21 protein-coding genes are annotated in these 22,137 nt (G+C 69.0%); 5 read left to right on the top strand and 16 right to left on the bottom strand.

What is annotated here, in order from left to right; genetic code table 11:
• Positions 1-3 precede the first annotated feature (3 nt).
• From G6N35_RS02725 to G6N35_RS27060, 5 genes are read right to left on the bottom strand one after another with little or no spacing between them, the layout of a single operon-like run.
• Positions 4-912: an ABC transporter substrate-binding protein gene (locus tag G6N35_RS02725; RefSeq protein ID WP_163802850.1), complete on the bottom strand. Its 909-nt coding sequence runs from the start codon at positions 910-912 to the stop codon at positions 4-6.
• Positions 909-1,466, bottom strand: a complete 558-nt coding sequence (locus G6N35_RS02720; RefSeq protein WP_163802849.1) for a nucleoside/nucleotide kinase family protein — start codon at positions 1,464-1,466, stop codon at positions 909-911. Before G6N35_RS02720 ends, G6N35_RS02725 begins: the two co-directional genes overlap by 4 nt.
• Entirely contained in the window at positions 1,463-2,281 is an 819-nt protein-coding gene (locus G6N35_RS02715) for an energy-coupling factor transporter transmembrane component T family protein (protein ID WP_163802848.1), read from the bottom strand. The genes G6N35_RS02720 and G6N35_RS02715 overlap by 4 nt, the downstream gene beginning before the upstream one ends.
• Positions 2,281-3,747 (bottom strand): ABC transporter ATP-binding protein, encoded by a 1,467-nt coding sequence (locus G6N35_RS02710; protein WP_170313109.1) that lies wholly within the window; start codon positions 3,745-3,747, stop codon positions 2,281-2,283. The genes G6N35_RS02715 and G6N35_RS02710 overlap by 1 nt, the downstream gene beginning before the upstream one ends.
• Before the next feature lie 2 nt (positions 3,748-3,749).
• Positions 3,750-4,358: an ECF transporter S component gene (locus G6N35_RS27060; RefSeq protein WP_170313108.1), complete on the bottom strand. Its 609-nt coding sequence runs from the start codon at positions 4,356-4,358 to the stop codon at positions 3,750-3,752.
• 494 nt (positions 4,359-4,852) lie between these two features.
• Between G6N35_RS27060 and G6N35_RS02705 the strand changes: the two genes are divergently transcribed.
• Together G6N35_RS02705 and ngg are read left to right on the top strand one after the other, a co-directional pair.
• Entirely contained in the window at positions 4,853-6,652 is a 1,800-nt protein-coding gene (locus G6N35_RS02705; protein WP_163807431.1) for an N-acetylglutaminylglutamine amidotransferase, read from the top strand.
• Positions 6,649-8,388 (top strand): N-acetylglutaminylglutamine synthetase, encoded by a 1,740-nt coding sequence (ngg, locus tag G6N35_RS02700; RefSeq protein WP_163802846.1) that lies wholly within the window; start codon positions 6,649-6,651, stop codon positions 8,386-8,388. The genes G6N35_RS02705 and ngg overlap by 4 nt, the downstream gene beginning before the upstream one ends.
• Before the next feature lie 2 nt (positions 8,389-8,390).
• On the opposite strand, the gene G6N35_RS02695 is transcribed toward ngg, so the two are convergent.
• The 5 genes from G6N35_RS02695 to G6N35_RS02675 all read right to left on the bottom strand — a co-directional run bounded on the left by G6N35_RS02695 (position 8,391) and on the right by G6N35_RS02675 (position 12,720).
• The gene (locus G6N35_RS02695) at positions 8,391-8,954 is read right to left on the bottom strand and encodes an alpha/beta fold hydrolase (protein WP_163802845.1); all 564 of its coding nucleotides are present in this window, start codon (positions 8,952-8,954) and stop codon (positions 8,391-8,393) included.
• 60 nt (positions 8,955-9,014) lie between these two features.
• Entirely contained in the window at positions 9,015-9,686 is a 672-nt protein-coding gene (locus G6N35_RS02690; protein WP_179967306.1) for a hypothetical protein, read from the bottom strand.
• A gap of 9 nt (positions 9,687-9,695) precedes the next feature.
• Entirely contained in the window at positions 9,696-11,201 is a 1,506-nt protein-coding gene (locus tag G6N35_RS02685; RefSeq protein WP_163802844.1) for a cobyric acid synthase, read from the bottom strand.
• Positions 11,202-11,274: 73 nt separating this feature from the next.
• On the bottom strand, positions 11,275-12,135 hold the full coding sequence (map, locus tag G6N35_RS02680) for a type I methionyl aminopeptidase (RefSeq protein WP_163802843.1): 861 nt from the start codon (positions 12,133-12,135) through the stop codon (positions 11,275-11,277).
• Positions 12,136-12,144: 9 nt separating this feature from the next.
• Positions 12,145-12,720 (bottom strand): DUF1707 SHOCT-like domain-containing protein, encoded by a 576-nt coding sequence (locus G6N35_RS02675; RefSeq protein WP_163802842.1) that lies wholly within the window; start codon positions 12,718-12,720, stop codon positions 12,145-12,147.
• 61 nt (positions 12,721-12,781) lie between these two features.
• Between G6N35_RS02675 and G6N35_RS02670 the strand changes: the two genes are divergently transcribed.
• Positions 12,782-13,168: a QcrA and Rieske domain-containing protein gene (locus G6N35_RS02670; protein WP_163802841.1), complete on the top strand. Its 387-nt coding sequence runs from the start codon at positions 12,782-12,784 to the stop codon at positions 13,166-13,168.
• A 3-nt stretch (positions 13,169-13,171) separates the two neighbouring features.
• Here the strand turns inward: G6N35_RS02670 and G6N35_RS02665 are convergent, their stop codons facing one another.
• Positions 13,172-13,738: a TetR/AcrR family transcriptional regulator C-terminal ligand-binding domain-containing protein gene (locus G6N35_RS02665; protein WP_163802840.1), complete on the bottom strand. Its 567-nt coding sequence runs from the start codon at positions 13,736-13,738 to the stop codon at positions 13,172-13,174.
• A 68-nt stretch (positions 13,739-13,806) separates the two neighbouring features.
• On the opposite strand from G6N35_RS02665, the gene G6N35_RS02660 reads away from it, so the two are divergent.
• Positions 13,807-14,460 (top strand): TetR family transcriptional regulator, encoded by a 654-nt coding sequence (locus G6N35_RS02660; protein ID WP_163802839.1) that lies wholly within the window; start codon positions 13,807-13,809, stop codon positions 14,458-14,460.
• On the opposite strand, the gene G6N35_RS02655 is transcribed toward G6N35_RS02660, so the two are convergent.
• The 5 genes from G6N35_RS02655 to dxr all read right to left on the bottom strand — a co-directional run bounded on the left by G6N35_RS02655 (position 14,448) and on the right by dxr (position 20,880).
• On the bottom strand, positions 14,448-16,271 hold the full coding sequence (locus tag G6N35_RS02655; protein ID WP_163802838.1) for a penicillin-binding transpeptidase domain-containing protein: 1,824 nt from the start codon (positions 16,269-16,271) through the stop codon (positions 14,448-14,450). The two genes, G6N35_RS02660 and G6N35_RS02655, sit on opposite strands and share 13 nt — an antisense overlap.
• A 119-nt stretch (positions 16,272-16,390) precedes the next feature.
• A complete protein-coding gene (locus tag G6N35_RS02650; protein ID WP_163802837.1) occupies positions 16,391-17,245 on the bottom strand; it encodes a GNAT family N-acetyltransferase in 855 nt (284 codons plus the stop codon).
• Positions 17,246-17,291: 46 nt separating this feature from the next.
• A complete protein-coding gene (gene ispG / locus G6N35_RS02645) occupies positions 17,292-18,431 on the bottom strand; it encodes a flavodoxin-dependent (E)-4-hydroxy-3-methylbut-2-enyl-diphosphate synthase (protein WP_163802836.1) in 1,140 nt (379 codons plus the stop codon).
• 47 nt (positions 18,432-18,478) lie between these two features.
• Positions 18,479-19,717 (bottom strand): M50 family metallopeptidase, encoded by a 1,239-nt coding sequence (locus G6N35_RS02640; RefSeq protein WP_163802835.1) that lies wholly within the window; start codon positions 19,715-19,717, stop codon positions 18,479-18,481.
• Complete coding sequence (gene dxr, locus G6N35_RS02635) at positions 19,714-20,880, bottom strand: 1-deoxy-D-xylulose-5-phosphate reductoisomerase (RefSeq protein ID WP_246224177.1); 1,167 nt, start codon at positions 20,878-20,880, stop codon at positions 19,714-19,716. Before dxr ends, G6N35_RS02640 begins: the two co-directional genes overlap by 4 nt.
• Before the next feature lie 157 nt (positions 20,881-21,037).
• On the opposite strand from dxr, the gene G6N35_RS02630 reads away from it, so the two are divergent.
• Positions 21,038-22,063 carry an iron ABC transporter substrate-binding protein gene (locus tag G6N35_RS02630; protein ID WP_163802833.1) on the top strand — a complete coding sequence of 342 codons (1,026 nt, stop codon included), beginning with the start codon at positions 21,038-21,040 and terminating at the stop codon, positions 22,061-22,063.
• Positions 22,064-22,137 lie beyond the last annotated feature (74 nt).

Below are 22,137 nucleotides of genomic sequence, written 5' to 3'. Positions count from 1 at the left end.
CGGTCACACCGCCGCTTGGAAGGTCGCCACAACCGAAGGCCACACCGCGGCGTCGGGGATGATCCGTTGTCGCGCAAGCCATTGCGCGTAGGGGCCGATGAGCTCGCCGCGCAGCGTCCCCCAGCGCCCGTCCACCAGCCACGTGGTCGACACCGCCCGCGCCGAGGCGAGCAGAAGCCGCCGGGAGAAATACGGGGTGATCGTCTCGTAGAGCTGCGCGGCCGAATCCGGATCCTCGGCTGCAGCCCGGTAGCCGCGTGCGGTGGCCGCCACCAGGGCCTGGACCGTGGCCGCGTCGTCCACCGCGGTGTCATGGCGGACCGCCAGGACATAGTTGTGGTAGCTCACGCCGAGGTGTTCGTCGACGTGCCACACCAGCGAGTCGGTGGCCTCGTCACGGAGGTTGTCCCACACCCAGTACGAGCCGAAGGTGGCATCGACGTGGCCGTCGGCGATCTCGTCGAGCGTCAGCTCCCGGCTGCCCAGGTCGACGACCTCGATACTGTCCGGGTCTCCCCCGTCGCGCTCGACGAGGGTGCGGATCACCGCCAGCCCGCGCGGTGTCGGGTTGAGTCCGACCCGGCGGCCGCTGAGGTCGGCCAGCCGGGTGATGCCGGTCGCGGCGACGGTGCGCACGGTGTCCAGGGCACGCTGGTTGACCGCCGCGACGGCCACCACGGGCTGCCCCGCGCTGCGCCGCTGCAGCAGCCGGTTGAGCGGGACGACGGCCGCCTCGGCATCACCGCGCAGCAGGTAGTGCAGGCCGTCACCAACGCCGGGATCGGGCTGCAGGAACTCCAGGTCGATCCCCGCCTCGGCGTACCAGCCGGCCGCGCGGGCCAGATAGAAGCCCGCCGAGTTGGGCCAGGGGTGGAAATATTCGTTGACGACGCGGATCCTTCTGATACTCAACGCTTTTCCCCCACCTCGATGATGATGTCGGCACGTTCGGCGGGCCGGTGCCGATCGATGAACGCGTCCTCGGCCTGCGCCCACCGGCCCCAGTGCGGGTGGTAGAGCTCGCCGTCCCTGGCCAGCGCCCGGCGCCGGCGCAGATCAGCGGGAGCCTCCAGCCACACCCGCCAGCTGGCCTGCGGTGCGCTGTCCGCCGACAGCGCACCGACGCCCTCGATCAGCACCGGGCGGCCCGGCTGCGCGGTCTGCTGCGGACCCGGCGCATCGCGATGCCAGTCGTAGGTCGGCCACCGTGCGGCGCGCCCGGCGGCCAGCGGGCCGATGATGTCCGCGGCGAGGATTCGAATGGCCTCGTCCAGCCCGTCCCAGCCCGGGTAGATGTCCTCCATGTGGATCAGCTGCACCGAAACACCCTGCCGCGCAGCATGTTCGACGACCTGCTGAGCCAGTGTCGACTTCCCGGATCCGGATCTGCCGTCGATCAGCACGATCGCGTCGGGCGCCAGGACGTGCGGCAGCACCGCTTCGACCCAATGCTGCGGCGCGCTCACACCGTCCGCCAGGTGCCTGCGTACACCGACACCCCGACCGCGGCCACCGCGGTCAGTACCGCGACTGCGACAAGCACCGCATCAGCCCAGGACAGCGGCGACGGCCGCGCCCACGTCCGCTTGGCAGCAGCCCCGAAACCCTTGGCCTCCATGGCCGTCGCAAGCTTGCTGCCGCGGCGGATCGCCAGGATCAGCAGGGTGAAGGCCTGCGCGGCGGTGCGGCGGATCCGCGTCACCAGGTTCCATCCGTCGTCGACACCACGCGCCCGGCGGGCCAGCGACAGGTAACGCCAGTCCTCGACGAACAATCCGACCAGGCGCAACCCGGCCAGGCCGCCGAGGACGAACCGCGCCGGCAGCCGCAACCGCTGGGCCAGCGCGTCGGCCAGATCGGTCGGGTCGGTGGTGGTGAACAACACCACCCCGGGAAGTCCGATGGCCAGGATCCGCAGCGCGGTGGCGACGGCCAGCCGTACCGACCCGTCAGAGACGGTGACCGGGCCCCAGGAGAAGTGCACCGCCCCGCTGACCTGCCCGTACAACACGGTGGTGACAGCCGCCATCACCGCACTGAGCCAGACCGGCCAGGTCATCACCAGCCAGCGCGGGTTGCCCCTGGCGACCCAGCCCAGCCACAGCGCCTCGCACGCCAGTGCCACCGCAGCCGACACCCAGTCGATCGAGAGCAACAGCACGACCGTGACGATCAGCACCGCAACGAGTTTCGCCGCGGGGTTGATCCAGAATCCCGCCGGCCGTGCGGGCACGGCGTGAGCCTCGGAGTAGGAAGCCACGGTTTCACCGGTGTCAGTCATCACGCCGCCGAGGTGCGGGGGTAGGCGGCCAGTTCGACGATGTCGTCGGCCACCGTGCCCACGAAGTCGTCATCGTGGGTGACCGCGACCACCGCATGTCCGTCGGCCAGCAGCGACCCCAACAGATCGACCAGCTCGCGCCAGGTCCGCGCGTCCTGCCCGAACGTGGGCTCGTCCAGGATGATCACCCGGGGTCTGCTGGCCAGCACGGTCGCCACCGACAGCCGGCGTTTCTCCCCACCGGACAGCGTGAAGGGATTGGCCTGCGCCAGCGCGGTCAGACGAAGCCGCTCGAGCAGATCGTCGGTGCGGCCCCGGATCTCGTCCTCGGAAAGCCCCAACGCACGCGGACCCACCTCGAGTTCGGCGCGCACGGTGGTGCTCAGGAACTGATGCTCCGGTTCCTGGAAGACGGTGCCGATCCTGGTGAGCAGATCGCGGGCCCGCCACCGGATGGGGTGCGGGCCCAGCCCACCGGCAAGACCGTCCGCAGCATCCAGCGCGCCGGAGGCCGGGCGCAGCAGACCCGCCAAAGTCAGTGCGAGCGTGGACTTTCCGGCCCCGTTCGGCCCGGTGACGGCAAGTGCCCGACCGGCCCGGACCTGGAAGTCCAGCGAATGCCCCAGCGGCTCGCGCCGGGACCGCTCGACACCGAGCCCCGCCGCGGACAGCAGCACCTCGGACCCCGGCGTGCGGTCACGGCGCGGCGGCACGCTGTGCCGGCCCGGGACCCAGACACCGGCGGCGGCCAGATCGTCGGCCTGCGCGCTCAGCACCTGCTCCGGTGGCCCGTCGGCCACCACGCCCGAAGCGGCGTCGACCACGATGACCCGGGTGATCACGTCGAGCCACACCTGCACCCGGTGCTCGACGACCACCAGCGTCGAGGTGGTGTCGTCGAGAATCCGGGCGACCGCGTCGCGCACCTCGACCACGCCGGCCGGGTCGAGGTTGGCGGTCGGCTCATCGAGCAGCAGCAGTCCGGGCCGCAGCGCCAGGATTCCGGCCAGCGCCAGGCGTTGCTTCTGCCCGCCCGACAGTGCCGCGGTCGAGGAGTCCAACCCGACGTCCAGCCCGACCGCGTCCAGGCACTGGCGGACCCGCTGCCAGATCTGCGGCCGAGGGACGCCCAGGTTCTCCGGCCCGAACGCCACGTCGTCCCCGACCCGGGACAGCACGACCTGGGAATCCGGGTCCTGCATCAGCAGACCCACCGATCCGCGCCGGGACTGCGGTGCGGTCCCGTCGATCAGTAGCTCGCCGTGCTGCTCACCCTCCTCCGCCCCGCCGAGGACTCCGGCCAGGGCGTGCAGGAACGTCGACTTCCCCGCTCCCGAGCGGCCCAGCAACAGCACCCGTTCGCCGGGCTCGATCGTGAGGGTGACCTCGCAGAGCGCGCGGGCCTTGCGTCCGGCATGGCGCCAGCCCCATCCGCGCGCCTCGACCCGAACTCCGCCGGTGGGCACGGTCAGACCTCCCGGGTGACGTCCCGCCCGGCCGCAAAGCGGCTCAGGACACCGGCGCGGGCCAGCGCCGCGACCAGATAGAAGCCCAGCACTCCGGCGATCAGTGCGCCCGAGATCAGCGAGCCCACCACGTAGACCACCCGGAACGTCCCGGTGACGCCCGGGTACCACAGCACAAGGTCGTTGATGGCCAGCGCCAGACCGGCGGCGGCACCGGCCAGGGCCGCCACCCGCACGCCGAATCGGCGGTACAGGAACGCGGCGAACACCAGCTCGGCGCCCAGCCCCTGAACCGCGCCGGACACCAGGGTGAGAAAGCCCCACTGGGTGCCGACGACGGCCGACACCACCGCGGCGAGCAGCTCGGTGTAGATGGCCGCACCCGGCTTGCGGATGACCAGACCGCCGGTGACGCCGGCGATGAGCCAGACACCGCCAAGGATCGAGGACAGGCCGGGCAGCACTTGCAGGGGCGTGCTCAGCCCGTTGTAGGCGATGCCCCACGCCCAATAGACGACGCCGAAAGCAACTCCGATGACGCTGGCGACGACGATGTCGACCACCCGCCATGTCGGCGTGGATGCGGTGGATGCAGAGGTGTCCGAAGACATGACGAATTTCCTTTCGACCTGGGATCGGGGACGGCCAGGCCCAACGCGGGTCGGCCTGATTATTCACTCGAACGGGGAACGGCGTTGCACGACGAACGTGTCAAGCCAGGCAACACAGCGGCATCAGACCTCCAGTGAAGTGGTGGTCCCATCCCTTCGACGAGCGGCTCGTAGGCGAGTCTCGGCTCATCCAGGTTCTACGGGTCAGCGAGGCCGTCGATGGCCTGCTCTCTCAGCGGTGCACCCCGTGGGTCCTGCGTGCCGCGAACGCTAACACCGCAACCGGCGCACGCCGGGTGGTCACAGTGCGGTTTAGACCGCCGCGGCGACCCAGAAGACCAGGACAAAAGGGGTGCGCCGATATTGCTCACGCTGAGCACAACGCCAGCCGCCCCACCGGCGCGAGTGTGAGGACCGTCTCGGCGCTGATTGAGAAATCCGTCCCGCGGGTAAATACCAGCGGCACACAAGCGACAGACGGGATGACCGCAACGATGTGTGGAGCGACCGGCGAAGTCCGGCTCGACGGCCAGACGCCAGACGTGGCAGCAGTGGCGGCGATGGCGCAGACGATGTCCCGACGCGGCCCGGATGGTTCCGGGGTGTGGTCGGCGGGGCGGGTGGCGCTGGGCCACCGGCGGCTGAAGATCATCGACCTGTCCGAGGCGGGCGCCCAGCCGATGACCGATCCCGAACTGGGCCTGACCATCTGCTGGAACGGCTGCATCTACAACTACGAGGCACTGCGCGCAGAGCTGACCGGCCAGGGCTACCGCTTCTTCTCGCACAGCGACACCGAGGTGCTGCTGAAGGCCTACCACCACTGGGGGGACGCATTCGTCGAACGCCTGCACGGGATGTTCGCCTTCGCGATCGCCGAGCGGGACAGCGGCCGCGTGGTGCTGGGTCGCGACCGGCTCGGTATCAAGCCGCTCTACCTCAGCAGCGACGCGCACCGGATCCGGTTCGCCTCGACACTGCCGGCCCTGCTGGCCGGCGGCGGCGTGGACACCCGGATCGATCCGGTTGCCCTACACCACTATCTGAGCTTCCACTCGGTGGTCCCCGCGCCGCTCACGATCCTGCGCGGCGTGCGTAAGCTGGCCCCGGCCACGCTGCTGGTCATCGAACCCGACGGCACCCGGACCGAGCGCACCTACTGGCAGCCCGACTTCACCCGTCGCGCCGACCGGTCGGACTGGACCGAACGGGATTGGCAGGACGCCGTTCTCGAGGCGCTGCGCACCGCGGTCAAGCGGCGGCTGGTCGCCGACGTCCCGGTCGGCTGCCTGCTGTCCGGTGGGGTGGACTCCAGCCTGATCGTCGGACTTCTGGCCGAGGCGGGTCAGCACGGGCTGTCGACGTTCTCGATCGGATTCGAATCGGTGGGCGGGGTCAAGGGCGACGAGTTCGTCTACTCCGATATCGTCGCCCAGCGGTTCGGCACCGACCACCACCAGATCCGCATCGACACCGCCCGGATGCTGCCCGCCCTCGACGGCGCGATCGGGGCGATGAGTGAGCCCATGGTGAGCCACGATTGCGTGGCGTTCTACCTTCTGAGCCAAGAGGTTTCACGCCACGTCAAGGTGGTGCAGTCCGGTCAGGGCGCCGACGAGGTGTTCGCCGGCTACCACTGGTATCCCCCGATGGGTGAGCCGGATGCGGCCGCCCTGGACGGTTCGGTGCGCCGCTACCGCGGGGCGTTCTTCGACCGCGACCACGCCGGACTCAATGCACTGCTGTCCGAGGAGCTGGCCACCGACGCCAGCCTGGCCTTCGTCACCGACCACTTCGCCCGGCCCGGCGCCCACACCGGGGTGGACCGCGCGCTGCGGCTGGACACCACGGTCATGTTGGTCGACGATCCGGTCAAGCGGGTGGACAACATGACGATGGCGTGGGGACTGGAAGGCCGCGTGCCATTCTTGGACCACGAGCTCGTCGAACTCGCCGCCAGCTGCCCGCCGGAACTCAAGACCGCCCACGGCGGCAAAGGTGTCCTCAAAGAGGCTGCCCGCCAGGTCATTCCGGCAGAGGTGATCGATCGGCCGAAGGGCTACTTCCCGGTCCCGGCGCTGACCCACCTGGAGGGGCCGTACCTGGACCTGGTCCGCGACGCGCTGTACGCGCCACAAGCCAAGGAACGCGGCCTGTTTCGCCCGGACGCCGTCGACCGGCTGCTCGCCGACCCCAACGCGACGCTGACCCCGCTGCGCGGCAACGAGCTGTGGCAGTTGGGTCTGCTGGAACTGTGGTTGCAACAGCACGGCATCACCGGGGCGGCGGTATGACTCACACTGAGGCCATCACGCTCCGCCTGCACGACGCGTCTCCGCCTGAGCTCGTCGATGCGATGGACAACGATGTGGTGCTCGAATTGGGTTGGGGTCGTTTGATCTTCGGCCAGACCTTCAGTGACGCCGATACGCTGGCCGGTGTGCTGCAGCAGGAGGAGCAGGGCCGCCGCGACATCTGCATCTACGCCCGCGAATCGCACGTCCTGGTGGCCAAGTCGCCGGCCGAGCTGTTCATCGACCCCAGCCACACCTACCGCATGCGCTTCACCGAGGACTCCCCCGCGCCGCGGCCGATCGGCTTCACCGTGCGGCCCCTGCACGACAAGGCCGAGGCCGACGCGATGAACCGGGTATACGTGCGGTGCGGCATGGTGCCCGCACCTACCGACCTGATCTGGGACAACCACCTGCACGCCGAGGCCGTGGAATACCTGGTGGCCGTGCGCGACGACGACGGTTCAGTGGTGGGCACCGTCACCGGGGTCGACCACCGGCGGTTGTTCCATGATCCCGAGGACGGCGCCAGCCTGTGGACACTGGCTGTCGACCCGACTGCCAGTCTGCCGGGAATCGGAGCCGCGCTGACCCAGTCACTGGCTGTCCTCTTCCGCGGACGGGGCCGCGCCTACCTGGACCTGTCGGTGGCCTACGACAACGATGCCGCCATCGGTCTCTACGAAAAACTGGGATTCCAGCGGGTTCCGGTGCTGGCGGTCAAGCGCAAGAACGCGATCAACGAGCCGCTGTTCACCCCGGCGTCGGAGACCGTGGACGACCTGAACCCGTACGCGCGGATCATCGCCGACGAGGCGATGCGCCGCGGTATCCACATCGAGGTGCTCGACGCCGAGACCGGTGAGATGCGGCTGTCCCACGGTGGCCGCAGCGTGGTGACGCGGGAGTCGTTGAGCGAGTACACCTCTGCGGTGGCGATGAGCCGCTGCGACGACAAGCGGCTGACCCGGCGCATCGTCGCCGAAGCCGGGATCACCGTGCCCAGGGGCAGGCTGGCCACCTTCGATGCCGAGGATCACGCCTTCCTCACCGAGGTCGGTGACGTGGTGGTGAAACCGACCCGCGGTGAGCAGGGCAAGGGCATCACCGTCGGGGTCGACGGCCCAGAGGCCCTTGACGCCGCATTGGCCCGGGCTCGCGAACAGCACCCGGAGGTGCTGATCGAGCAGCGCGCCCAGGGCGACGACCTGCGCCTGGTGGTCATCGACGGGAAAGTCGTTGCTGCGGCGATCCGCAAGCCCGCAGAGGTGGTGGGCACCGGGCGCCACACCATCGGCGAGCTCATCGAGACCCAGAGCCGGCGCCGGGCCGCCGCCACCGGCGGTGAGTCCAGTATTCCGCTCGACGCCGTCACCGAGGCCACCGTCGCCGAGGCAGGCTGGAGCTTGGACGACGCGCTGCCGGAAGGACAACGGTTACGGGTGCGCCGGGCGGCCAACCTGCACCAGGGCGGCACCATTCACGATGTGACCGCGCAGGTCCACCCGGAATTGCGCCGGGTGGCGGTGGTCGCCGCGGCGGCCATCGGCATCCCGGTCACCGGCATCGACCTGCTGGTGCCCGACGTGACCCGGGAGGAGTACGTGTTCATCGAGGCCAACGAGCGCCCCGGCCTGGCCAACCACGAGCCGCAGCCCACCGCGGCGGCGTTCGTCGACTTCCTGTTCCCCGGCAATCCGGGAATTCCGCAGGCCTGGACGCCCGACGGGGCGTGAGCTCACCAGGTGCTGGTGCGCAGCACGATCTCGGCGGCCAGCTGAGCGGTGGACTCGGCGGCATTGCGCCGGCCGGTGAACTCGACGACGCGATAGTCGCTGTAGACGTAGCGCTGGCTGGCCTTGGCCAGGGCACGGGCAGCCGGGCTGCTGACCAAGGCGGTGGTGTTGATCTCGACCGGCGGACAGTCCTCGTCGCGGATCACACCGTTCTGATCGGGTACCCGGGGATGACCGCGATCGACGACGACCAGTCCGGTGAACCGGTCCAACCGGGTGGCGGCCAGTTCCCAGGCGATGTCGGCTCCCGCGCGGTCCCCGACGAGCACACCCCAGCGCACGTCGAGCGTGTCCAACAGACCGACCACAGCCTTGGGATGCAATTGAGGGTCGTGGCCGATGACGACGGTGCGGACTGATGCCGTGTGCAGCCGTTGGCAGACGGCGTCGTAGGCCGCGGGCGCGTGCTGGGCGGCACCCAGCACGACCACGTAGGGACCCTTCTCCGGGCCGGTCACGCTGACCTGCACGGGGAACCCGTCGACCGTCACCATTGTCGAAGGCATTTCGACACGCTACTCCGAAATCCGGGGGCGGCGAGCCGTTTCACGAAGCTTCCTCAGCCACTACTCAGGTACCCGCATCTTGGCGCTTTGCTTGGCGAACAGATCCAAGAAGGTCTGTGGCAGTGACGCTTTGACCGGAATGCCGGGATTCGGTGTGGGAAAAGCAGTTCCGAACACCGCAAGCTTGCCGACATTTTCGAATGCCATGTAAACGCTGCTCGAGGCGCCGCCGAGTTTCATCGTCTGCTGATACGCCAGTACACCATCGGGCGCTCCGGGCAGTTCGGTCGTGGTGATCGGAATGCCCGGACCCGCGCGGTCGAACAACGCCTCGAATTGTGCGCACCGCTGCGCGGCTGCCCGCAGCTTGTCCATGTCCAACGGCCACGAGACGACCGTCATCAGGATGCGCGCCCCGTTGTAGCCCACCACGTACTTCAGCGCGCTGCCGGGCCCACGCTCGGCGGACTGCGCAATCACGTTGGTCAGCGCGTTGGCGCAACCCTCCGGCCGCGACAGCATCGACGGCGGCCCGCCGGCGCCGTCGGGCTTGCCCGGATTCTCGGGGATCCGGGCGAACTGGACCCCGGCCGGGACGTCGGCGGCGGTCAGGGCGACCCTGGCCAGAGTTGCGCCCGGCCAGGTAGCCGTGCCGGCCACCGTCGACCCGCATCCGGCGGTCGCGAGAACGACCGCCGCCATCGTGGCCACCATCGCCCGTCGACCCACCATGGCACCAGGCTACCGACGCAGCGCGGTGGTGACGGTGGGGCGCACCGGGGCGCCACCGTCCATCAGTGCCAGCACCGCGTCGATGTCCAGGTGGTCGGCCAGCAGATCGGCCATCACGTCCAGCTGGGCGTCGCGGCGGGCGGGCACGCTGACGTCGTCGGCGACCACGAACCCGTGCCGTCCAGCAGCCGCGGCCGCCTCGGCCAGCCATCGGCGGCGCAGCTCGTCGTTGTCCAACAGGCCGTGCCAGTGGGTGCCGTAGACCGAACCGCGCCGGTAGCCGTGCGCGGTGCCGTCGATGTCGAACCAGGTGTCTTCTGCGCAGCGAGCGAGTCGGCCGTGATGGATCTCGTACCCCGACAGCGTTGTCTCCCAACGGCACAACACCTTGTCGGGGGCGAACACGATCTCGGCGTCGAGCAGGCCCAGACCCGGCGTCTGGCCGGTGCGGGTCTCGACCGGATCGTCGATCCGCCGGCACAACATCTGGAATCCGCCGCAGATGCCCAACACCGCACGTCCGGCGCGGGCGTGTGCGGCGACGGCGTCGGCCAGCCCCCGCTCGCGCAGCCAGTTCAGGTCGGCCACGGTGGCCTTGCTGCCGGGGATCACCACCACGTCGGCGTCGGCCACCTCGGCGGGGTCGCTGGCCCAACGCACCAGCACTCCCGGCTCGCACGCCAGCGCCTCGACGTCGGTGGAGTTGGAGATCCGCGGCAAGCGGATCGCGGCTACCCGCAGCCAGTCCCGGCCACGCGGCGGGGCGGGGGCGCCGACGAGCTCGCGGGCCACCACCGACACCGAGTCCTCGGCGTCCAGCCAGAGGTCGTCGCAGTACGGCACCACGCCGTAGGTGGGCCGCCCGGACAGCGCCTGCAGCTGATGGAGCCCGGGGGCCAGCAGCGCCGGGTCGCCGCGGAACTTGTTGACGATGAAGCCCGCGATGAGTGCCTGGTCCTCGGGATCGAGGACCGCCACCGTGCCGAACAGGTGAGCCAACAGGCCGCCGCGGTCGATGTCGCCGACCACCACCACCGGCAGACCGGCCGCTCGGGCCAGCCCCATGTTCGCCAGATCCGTTGCCCGCAAGTTGATTTCGGCTGGCGAGCCGGCGCCTTCACACAGCACGACGTCGAATTCGGCTCGCAAACCGGCCAGTTCGTCGGCGACCACCCCGGCCAGCTGATCGCGGTGCTCGATGTAGTCGACCGCGCTGACCTGGCCGACGGCACGGCCCCGCACCACCAGCTGGGAGGTGCGGTCACTGCCCGGTTTGAGCAGGACGGGGTTGAACCGGGTACTGGGCGCCAGGCCGGCGGCACGCGCCTGCATCCCCTGCGCCCGGCCGATCTCCCCACCGTCCACGGTGACCACCGAGTTGTTGCTCATGTTCTGCGCCTTGAACGGCGCCACCCGAATTCCCTTGCGCGCCAGCAACCGGCACAGCCCGGCAACCACCATCGACTTGCCGGCATCGGAGGTGGTACCGGCGATCAGCAGCGCGCCGCCGCTCACGTCGCCACACCGAGTGTGCGGTGTCGTACGCGACACGCCGGCGCCGGCGTACGGAAACGCACACCCGCCACGACTACGGGGCCAGGGTCAGGATCTCGGCGCCGTCGTCGGTGACCACCAGGGTGTGCTCGAACTGGGCGGTCCATTTGCGGTCCTTGGTGGCCACCGTCCAGCCGTCGTCCCAGATCTCGTAGTCCAGTGCACCGAGGTTGATCATCGGCTCGATGGTGAACGTCATGCCGGGCTCCAGGATGGTCTCCACCTCGGGCTGGTCATAGTGCAACACCACCAGACCGTTGTGGAATGTGGTGCCGATGCCGTGTCCGGTGAAATCGCGAACCACGTTGTAGCCGAAGCGGTTTGCATACGACTCGATGACACGCCCGACCGCCGAGAGCGCGCGGCCCGGTTTGACGGCCTTGATGGCCCGCATGGTGGCCTCGTGGGTGCGTTCGACCAGCAGGCGATGCTCCTCGGCGACGTCACCGGCCAGGAAGGTGGCGTTGGTGTCGCCGTGCACACCGTCGATGTAGGCGGTGACGTCGATGTTGACGATGTCACCGTCCTCGATGACGGTCGAGTCGGGGATGCCGTGGCAGATGATCTCGTTGAGCGAGGTGCAGCACGATTTCGGGAAGCCCTTGTAACCCAGTGTGGACGGGTAGGCCCCGTGGTCGACCATGTACTCGTGGGCGATGCGGTCCAGCTCGTCAGTGGTGACGCCGGGGGCGACGGCCTTACCGGCCTCGGCGAGCGCCGCGGCGGCGATCCGGCCGGCCACCCGCATCTTCTCGATCACCTCGGGGGTCTGCACCCACGGCTCGGAGCCCTCCTGGACCGTTGGCTTCCAGACGTACTCCGGGCGCTCGATCGACTTGGGAACCGGCAGGGTCGGCGAAACCACTCCGGCACGAAGAGCGCTGCGTACGGTCATGATCAAAGCCTAGCGGCGACGCAACAGTGGCCGCTTGGGGCCGCGCACGTTGACCATGCCCATCACGACCCGGCCGGTGAGCACCACATGCGGGGTGCCTTCGGCGGGGGCATCCTTGCGACGGTCCCGCGCGCTGCCGCCGTAGACGGTCACGTCGTCGATGGAGGCGCTGGCCCCGTCGGGCAACCGCAGGTCAAGCGAGCCCCGCACCAGGTCCAGTTCGATCACCACGACGGGTCCGGCGAACCGGGCGCTGGTCAGGTCGAGTTCGACCGACCCGACCCGGCGAACCAGGGCCAGCCGGGTCGGCACCGTCCACTCCCCCTGCCGCTTGAGCGAGCCCAGCCAACCGCGCAGTTCGACGCGGTCGGCTGCCGAGGTGACGATCGCCCCGGGCCCGGGCAGGTCGTCGACCAGGACATCGAGTTCGGTACGCATGCGGGCCGAGGAGACCTGCGCGGAACGCTCCTCGAACTCGCCGATGTCGATCAGCCCGAGGGCGACGGCGTTGTGTAGCCGCCGCAGGGTCCCGTTGCGGTCGGCGTCGGATACCCGCAGCGCGGGCGTGTTCTCGATTCCGGTCATGACCTGTCCACGGTACCTGCGTGCGGCTGCGCCTGGTGGTGCTGCACTAACCTGACGTGCGATGACTGAACTGAGCCGGCGCACCGTGCTGATCGCCGGGGCCGCCGTACCGCTGGCGGCTTGCGGTGGCGCCAATGACAAGATCCGCCCGGCCACGCCGCCGGTGCCGGGCCAGGCGCTGTCGTCCACCACCGACATCCCGGTCGGGTCGGGCAAGGTGGTCGGCGACACCATCGTCACCCAGCCCACCGCCGGGCAGTTCGACGCCTTCATCGCCCGCTGCACCCATGCCGGGTGCGTACTGCCGTCGGTCAGCGGCGACACCATCGACTGCCCATGTCACGGAAGCCGATTCGATCTGTTCGGTGCGGTGCTGCGCGGGCCCGCGATGGCGCCCCTGACACCGGTGAAGGTGGCCGTCAAGGGTGGACTGATCGTCGCCGAGTGAGGCTCAGACCGGCGTCTTGCTGATCCCCCGGATGAAGATGTCCAGCAGTTGTGTCACGAATTCGGGCCTGATCGGGGCATCGACGAACACCACGTCGAACAGCGAGGCGCCGGAGAAGACTTTCATCGCCTCCAGGACGTCGACGTCGTCGCGCAGCTCGCCGCGCTCGGCGGCCCGGCGCAGCACCACGGTGAGCTCGCCGAGCCGGACCCGCCAGAAGTCCGCGCGGACCTCCGACAGGTCCGCATCGCCGGCGGCGGCGAGGAACCGATGAAGTGCCCGCCGGCCGCCGACGGTCTCGGACAGTTCGATCTGGGATTGCACCAGCGCCAACAGGTCACCGCGCAGTGTGCCGGTGTCGGGAATCGGCACCCGCCGCGCTGAGCTGCTGAGCTGGGCGTCCAGAAGCAACACCCGGCGGTCACCCCAGATCCTGGTGATCACCTCGGTGTCGACGCCGAGCCGCTTGGCGACGCGCTCGACGGTGAAGTTGTCGATCCCGACGGTGATGATCTCGGCCAGCGCGGCGTCGAGCACGGCCTGCTTGTCGAGCGGTGCCGCGTTGTCCATGACGCCATTTAACTCACACCTCTGACGGTATCGTCAACGACAGCTACCGACCCGATCAGAGGCACGACATGCAGGCACGGGCTCAGGCAACCCGCGACGCGATCATCGGAGCGGCCGTCGAACTCGTCAACGGCGTGGGCTACGGCGACACCGGAATCGTGGACATCCTCGCCAAGGCGGGGGTCACCAAGGGTGCGTTCTACTATCACTTCTCCACGAGGGAGTCCGTCGCGTCGGCGATCGTCGCGCAGGGGTCCGAGCGGATCCGTGACATCGTGGCGGCCATCCTGCTCGACTCGGAATCATCCGCGCTGGAAAACCTGATCCGATCGTCGTTTGCGGTAGCCGAGTGCCTGCGGACAGACGAGCTCGTCCAGGCCGGACATCATCTGCGCCTGACGATGCCGGTCGGCAAGGCGGTCGACACGGCGGGATTCGTCTCGCGCAGGGCGCTGTTCGTCGACGCAGTGGAAGCGGCCAAGCGGCAAGGGGACGTCCTCGAGGATGTCGATGCTGTCGAGGTTGCCGATACGATCCGCGCCGCGATCGTCGGCATCTCCGGCATCGTCGCGATCACCGACCGCACCGTGTTCACCTACCTGGCCGAAGTGTGGCGGGTCGTGCTGCGCGGCATCGTCGGCGCCGAGTCGCTGCCCTACTTCCGCGAGTACGTCAGCCGGATCTCGCAGCTCTACCTGGTGGCAGCCGATCAGGCCAGATAGTCCGCGGGCAGTTCGTCGAGCATCATCTTGACCATCCGCACGGCATACTCCGAACTGCCGCCGCCGACGATCAGGGATGCGAACGCCATATCGCCGCGGTAGCCGGTGAACCAGGCATGCGAGCCGCCGGCGAACTCGGCCTCACCGGTCTTGCCGCGGACATCGCCGGAGCCCAGGATGTCCTTGGCGGTGCCGTTGGTGACCACCAGGCGCATCATGTCGCGCAGACCGTCGAGCATCGCCGGGCTGATCTGCGGATGATCGCCCGTCTCGGTGGTCTGCTTGCCGACGATGAGGTGCGGTGTGGGCGTCTTCCCCGCCGCGACGGTGGCCGCGGCCAGAGCCATCCCGAACGGCGTGACCAGGACCTTGCCCTGCCCGAAACCGTCCTCGGTGCGTTCGGCGAGGTTCACCGTGGGCGGCACGGTGCCGGTGACGGTGGTCAGCCCGTCGATGGTGTAGTCGGGGCCGATGCCGTACTGCGAGGCGGCCACGGTGAGTGCGGTCGGCGGCATCCGGCTGGCCAGTTCGGCGAACGTGGTGTTGCACGAGTTGGCGAACGCCTTGGCCATCGGCACCGTGCCCAGGTCGAACTTGTTGTAGTTCGGGATGGTGCGGTTGCCGATGTCGATCTGGCCCGGGCAGCCCAGCAGAGTGTTCGGGGTCGCCATGTTGCGGTCGATGGCCGCGCCGGCGGTGATGATCTTGAAGGTCGAGCCCGGCGGGTAGAGGCCGGTGGTGGCGGCCGGACCGTCGGCGTCGGCCGCCGCGTTCTGCGCCACCGCCAGGATCTCGCCGGTGGACGGCTTGATCACCACGATCATCGCCTTGCGGCCCTGCATGTTGACGGCGTGCTGGGCGGCGTTCTGCACCGAGCGGTCCAGGGTGATCGAGACCGAGGGCGCCGGCTGGGCGGCCACCTCGTTGAGGACGTCGACGTCATTGCCATTCTGGTTGACGCTGACCACCCGCCAGCCGGCCTCGCCGTCGAGCTCGTCGACGACGGACTTCTTGACCTCGTTGACGATCGCGGGAGCGAACGTGTCGTCGGTGGGCAACAGGTCGGCCTGCGGGGTGACGACCACACCGGGCAACGCGTCGAGCGCCCCGGCGACCTTGTCATGGTCGGCCGGCCGCAAGGTGATCAGGTCCAGCGCCTTGCTCGACGAGCTGGACTGCTCGGCCAGGCGCTGCGCGTCGAGGGTGTTGTCGAACTGGCGCAGCTGGTCGGCGACCACCCGCGCGGTAGACATCAGGTCACCACCGGCCCGGGCGGCGTCGAGCTGGTAGCGGTAGAGGTTGCCCGGCACCAGCACGTCGGTGCCGCCGAGCTCGTTGACCGATGCGCGCCGTGGCGGGTCGGTCCGCAGCGCGAAGGTCTGATGCTCACCGAGCTTGGGGTGCAGGTCGCTGGCCAGCCAGCGAACTCGCCAGGTGCCCTCGTCCCGGATCATCTGCAGCACACCGTCATAGGTCCAGGTGCGCTTCTTGGGCAGCTGCCAGGTGAAGCGGTAGTTGATGCTGCCGGTGTCTTCGGCGTAGCGCGTGCTGAGGATCTGGGCGTCCAAATGCTTGGCCTGCAGCCCGGCCCACGCCTCGTTGAGCGCGGCCTGGGCGTCGGACGGCCGGTCGGACAGCTGCGCCGCCGACGAGGTGTCACCCTTGGCCAGATCGGCGAGGAACTGCTGGGCGGTCGGGGCGGGGCCGTCCGGGCGCGGCGTGCACGCCGAGAGCGTTGCGGACGCCACCACCACCGAGAGCACCGACAGCGCGCCTGTGACTCGTGTTGCTAGTGAGGTGCATGTAGCCATTGGGACAGATGTTATGAGTCTGTGACCCCGTCCGGTCGGAGGCGCACCGGAACGACGGCAACCAACCTCAGCGCGGCACGTGAAACCGCTATGGCGCCAACGCCCAAACCGACCGACGGTCAGTCGAGCAGCACGGTCGCGAACGTCCCTACTTCGGCGAAACCCACCCGCGCATACGCCGCCCGGGCCACGGTGTTGAAGTTGTTGACGTACAGGCTGGCGACCCGGCCGCCGTCCACCACCGATGCGGCCACCGCCGCCGTCCCGGCGGTCCCCAGTCCCCGGCCGCGGTACTCGGGATGCACCCAGACGCCCTGGATCTGGCCCACCACCGGGGACTGCGAGCCGACCTCGGCCTTGAACACCACCTGGCCATGGTCGAAGCGGGCGAACGCCCGGCCCGCCGCGATCAGGCTGGCCACGCGGCGGCGATAACCCCGGCCGCCGTCACCGATCCGCGGGTCGATCCCCACCTCCCCGATGAACATGTCGATCGCGGCCACCAGGTAGGCGTCGAGTTCATCGATCCGCACCCGGCGCACCGCCGGATCGAGGGCGCACGAGGGCCGCACACCAAGGGCCATCAAGGGCTGCCGGTCGCGCACGTCGCGCGCCGGACCCCACGCGTGCTGCAACCGGTCCCACATGGGCAGCACCAGTTGGGCCCGGCCCACCAACGAGGAACAGCGCCGCGCGGAGCTCATCGCCTTGTCCGCGAATGCGAAAAGGTCAGCCTGCGATCCGCGTAGCGGGATCAGGTTGGCCCCGGCGTAGCAGAGCGACTCCTCGGCGCGCCTGCGCGTCCAGAGTTCGCCACCAATGGCCTGCGGGTCGACACCGTGCTCGGCGACACGGGCAGCCACCATGCAGGAGCCCACCGGATCGTCGGCCAGCACCCGGTCTACCGCCGCCGCATCACGTGCCACCGACACCCGTCGCTCATCGACCAGGCGGAACAGTGGCGGTGCCGACATGGGCTTACTTTCTGCGGAGGTGAAAGCCGCTGCGCGGGCTACCCGCTCAGCTTACGGTCACCACCGGAGAACCGCTGGCAGATGCATCCGTGCCGCGCTGTTGCTCGGCAAGTCGCATCGCCTCTTCGATCAAGGTCTCGACGATCTGCGCCTCGGGGACGGTCTTGATGACCTCACCCTTGACGAAGATCTGCCCCTTGCCGTTGCCGGACGCGACCCCGAGGTCAGCCTCACGCGCCTCGCCCGGACCGTTGACCACGCAACCCATCACCGCCACGCGCAGCGGCACATCGAGGCCGTCCAGGCCGGCCGACACCTCGTTGGCCAGTGAGTAGACGTCGACCTGGGCGCGTCCGCAGGACGGGCAGGACACGATCTCCAGGCCGCGCGGGCGCAGGTTGAGCGATTCCAGGATCTGGGTGCCGACCTTGACCTCTTCGACCGGCGGCGCCGACAGCGACACCCGGATGGTGTCGCCGATGCCGTCGGAGAGCAGTGCACCGAAGGCGACCGCGGACTTGATCGTGCCCTGGAAGGCGGGTCCGGCCTCGGTCACCCCGAGATGCAGCGGGTAGTCGGTCTTCTCGGCCAGTAACCGGTAGGCCGCGACCATCACGACCGGGTCGTTGTGCTTGACGCTGATCTTGATGTCGCCGAAGCCGTGCTCCTCGAACAGCGAGGCCTCCCACATCGCGGACTCGACGAGCGCCTCCGGCGTGGCCTTGCCGTACTTCTCCAGGAAGCGCTTGTCCAGCGAGCCGGCGTTGACGCCGATCCGGATCGGGATACCCGCGGCGCCGGCGGCTTTGGCCACCTCGGCAACCCGGCCGTCGAACTCCTTGATGTTGCCGGGATTGACGCGCACGGCAGCGCAGCCGGCATCGATCGCGGCGAAGATGTACTTCGGCTGGAAATGGATGTCGGCGATCACCGGGATCTGACTCTTCTTGGCGATGGCCGGCAGCGCGTCGGCGTCCTCCTGACGCGGACAGGCCACCCGGACGATGTCGCAGCCCGCCGCGGTCAGCTCGGCGATCTGCTGCAGCGTGGCGTTGACATCGTGGGTCTTGGTGGTGCACATGGACTGCACCGAGATCGGGTGGTCGCTGCCCACGCCCACGTTGCGCACCATGAGCTGGCGGGTCGTGCGCCGCGGCGACAGCACCGGAGCGGGCGGGGCGGGCATTCCCAGACCTATCGAAGTCACTGCATCATCTCCACGGTTCGGGCCGACTACTGGAACAACCTGATCGGATTGACCAGGTCGGCGGTCACGGTCAGCAGCATGTAGCCGACCACCACGACCAGGATCACGTAGGTGGCGGGCATCAGCTTGAGGTAGTTCACCGGCGCCGCGGCGACCTTGCCGCGCGCCGATCGGATCATGTTGCGGATCTTCTCGAAGAAGGCGATCGCGATGTGGCCGCCGTCGAAGGGCAGCAGCGGCACCAGGTTGATCGCCCCCAGCACGAAGTTCAGCTGGGCCAGGAAGAACCAGAAGGCCACCCACAACCCGTGATCGACGGTGTCACCGCCGATGATGCTGGCGCCGACCACGCTGATCGGGGTCTCCGGGTCGCGTTCTCCGCCGCCGATGGCGTGCACCAGCGCACCCACCTTGGTCGGGATGGCAGCCAGCGACTTGCCCAGTTCGACGGCCAGGTCGCCGGTGAAGGCGAAGGTCGCCGGTACCGCGGTCAGCGGGTTGTACTGCGTGGGGCCGAAATTGGCGGCGGCGATACCGACGGCGCCGACGTTGGACGGGGCGGACTCCTTGCTGCCGTCCTTGGTGGTCCAGCGCTGGGTGGGCACGACGTCGACGTTGGTGGTGAACTCGTAGACGTCACCGTTCTGGGTGCGCTGCACCACGAACGGCGTGGGGCCCGAGGCCTTGCGCACCGCGGCGACCATCTCGTCGAAGTTCTTCACGGTGGTGTCGCCGACCTTGACGACGGCGTCGCCGGGCTTGATGCCGGCCATCGCCGCCGGGCCGGGGCCGGTGCACGGCTCGAGCTTGCCCTTGGTGACTTCGGCTGCCACACAAGCGGTTTCGCCGACGATGGCCTTGGTCGGCGGGTGCAGGTTGGGCAGACCCCAGATCACCGCGATCGCGTAGATGAGGACCAGGCCGATCAGGAAGTTCATCCCTGGGCCGGCGAACAGCACCGCGACCCGCTTCCAGGTCTTCTGCTTGTACATCGCGTACGGCTCGTCCTCGGGGGCGAGTTCTTCCACCGACGTCATGCCCGCGATATCGCAGAACCCGCCGGCCGGGACGGCCTTGAGGCCGTACTCGGTGTAGCCGATCTTGTTGGGCCGAAAGGTCGACCACAGGGTGGGGCCGAAGCCCACGAAGTAGCGGCGCACCTTCATACCGGTGGCGCGGGCCACCCACATGTGACCGCACTCATGCAGGGCCACCGAGATGAGGATGGCGAGGGCGAACAGCACGATGCCGAGAGCGAACATCATCGGATTGACGCAACCTCCTGTGTGACGGCGGCACGGGCGCGTTGCCGGGCCCAGTGCTGCGCGTCCAGTACTTCTTCCACGGTAGCCGGTTCGGCGGCCCACTGGTCGGCGGCGTGCAGGACGTCAGCGATTGTTCGCACAATCGCCGGGAACCGGATCTTGCCGGCCAGGAACGCCTCGGCAGCCTCCTCGTTGGCGGCGTTGTAGACCGCCGTCATGCATCCGCCGGTCTGACCGGCATACCTGGCCAGGTCGACGGCCGGGAACACAGCGGTATCCAGCGGCTCGAATTCCCACCTGGAGGCGGTGCTGAAGTCGCAGGCGGCGGCCGCTGCAGCCACCCGGTCGGGCCAGCCGAGGGCCAGCGAGATCGGCAGCTTCATATCCGGCGGGCTGGCCTGGGCGATGGTGGAGCCGTCGGTGAACGTCACCATCGAGTGCACGATCGACTGCGGGTGGACCACCACGTCGATGCGGTCATACGGGATGCCGAACAGTAGGTGGGTTTCGATGAGTTCCAGGCCCTTGTTGACCAGGGACGCCGAGTTCAGCGTGTTCATCGGGCCCATGTTCCAGGTGGGATGGGCGCCGGCCTGCTCGGGCGTGACGGACGCCAGGTCGGCGGCGGCCCAACCGCGGAACGGGCCGCCGGAGGCCGTCAGCACCAGCCGGGCGACCTCCTCGGGGCGCCCGGAGCGCAGGCACTGCGCCAGCGCGGAGTGCTCGGAGTCCACCGGCACGATCTGGCCGGGCTTGGCGGCGCGCAGCACCAGCGGGCCGCCGGCCACCAGCGACTCCTTGTTGGCCAGCGCCAGGCGGGCACCGGTCTCCAGCGCGGCCAGTGTCGGTTCCAGCCCCAGCGCCCCGACCAGGGCGTTGAGCACGACGTCAGCCTCGGTGTCCTGCACCAGGCGGGTGACCGCGTCAGGTCCGGTGTAGCTGACATCGCCGACCTTCGCGGCGGCCTCGGGGTTGGCGACGGCGATGGCGCGCACCTGCGTCTCGGCGCGCTGGCGAGCCAGTAGGTCGGGGTTACCGCCACCGGCGGCCAGGCCCACGACCTCGAAGCGATCCGGGTTCTCGGCGATGACCTCCAGGGCCTGGGTGCCGATCGAGCCGGTACTACCCAGGATCAGGACCCGGAGACGGTTGGCGGAGTTCACCGTCCCATTGTGCCGTCTGTGCCCGAGGTTCCTTTCGTGAGCAGACGCGAACTCGCACCGATGAGCGGGCAATCGTGCGACTTTCCGTCTGCTGGCGATGCACCCGAGCCGTAGTTGTATGGTTAGCCAAACCTTATGGACAACCGAAGGGACTGACATGCGCCGGTGCTGGAACTCCGTCCGGGTCGCCGCGGCGCTGATCCTCGCGGCGGTCCTGGCCGCCACAGGCACCGCATGCTCCTCCTCCGCCGGGGGCGACGAGCTACTCGTCTACAACGCCCAGCACGAGTCGTTGACCAAGGAGTGGATCGAGGAGTTCACCAAGGAAACCGGGATCAAGGTCACCTACCGGCAGGGCGGTGATACCGAACTCGGTAACCAGCTGATCGCCGAAGGCGCCAACTCCCCCGCCGACGTGTTCCTCACCGAGAATTCGCCCGCGATGGCCGCCGTCGAGCGGGCCGGACTGTTCGCCCCGGTCGATGCCGCGGTGATCGCCAATGTGCCCACCCCGTTCCGCCCCGCCTCCGGCGCATGGACCGGGGTGGCGGCGCGCAGCACCGTCTTCGTCTACAACCCGGCCAAGCTGCCTGCCGACCAGTTGCCCACGTCGCTGCTGGATTTGGCGAAGCCGGAGTGGAAGGGCCGCTGGGGCGCCCCGCCGCCGAAAGCCGACTTCCAGGCCATCGTCGCGGCCCTGCTCGAGCTGAAGGGGCCGGCCGTGACCAGCCAGTGGCTGGCGGGGATGAAGGCCAACGCGGTGCTCTACTCCGACAACATCGCCACCCTGCGCGCCGTCAACAGCGGCGAGGTCGCCGGCGGAATCATCTACCACTACTACTGGTACCGGGACCAGGCCAAGACCAAGGAGATGAGCGGAAACACCGCGCTGCACTACTTCGGCAATCAGGATCCCGGAGCGTTCCTCAGCCTGTCCGGTGCCGGCGTGCTGAAATCCAGCAAGAAGCAGGACAAGGCCCAGCGCTTCCTGGAGTTCCTGACGAGCAAAGCCGGCCAGGAGATTCTGGAGAACGGGACGTCGATGGAGTATCCGGTGGCCAGCGGCGTGCCGGCCAACCCCGCACTCAAACCCCTCGACCAACTCGACCCGCCCACGGTCGATCCCTCCGCGCTGGAACCCAAGCAGGTATCGGACCTGATGACACAGGCGGGCCTGCTGTAGGTGACCGTCGCACCAGCCCCACCGATCCCGGCGGTCGACCGGTCTGGAGCCCGACGTCGGCCCGGCCCGCTGAT

Origin of the sequence: Mycolicibacterium anyangense (assembly GCF_010731855.1) — a bacterium.
Taxonomy (GTDB): Bacteria; Actinomycetota; Actinomycetes; order Mycobacteriales; family Mycobacteriaceae; genus Mycobacterium; species Mycobacterium anyangense.
Note: the sequence above shows the minus strand (reverse complement) of the source record. Positions and strands in the feature narration are given on the sequence as shown.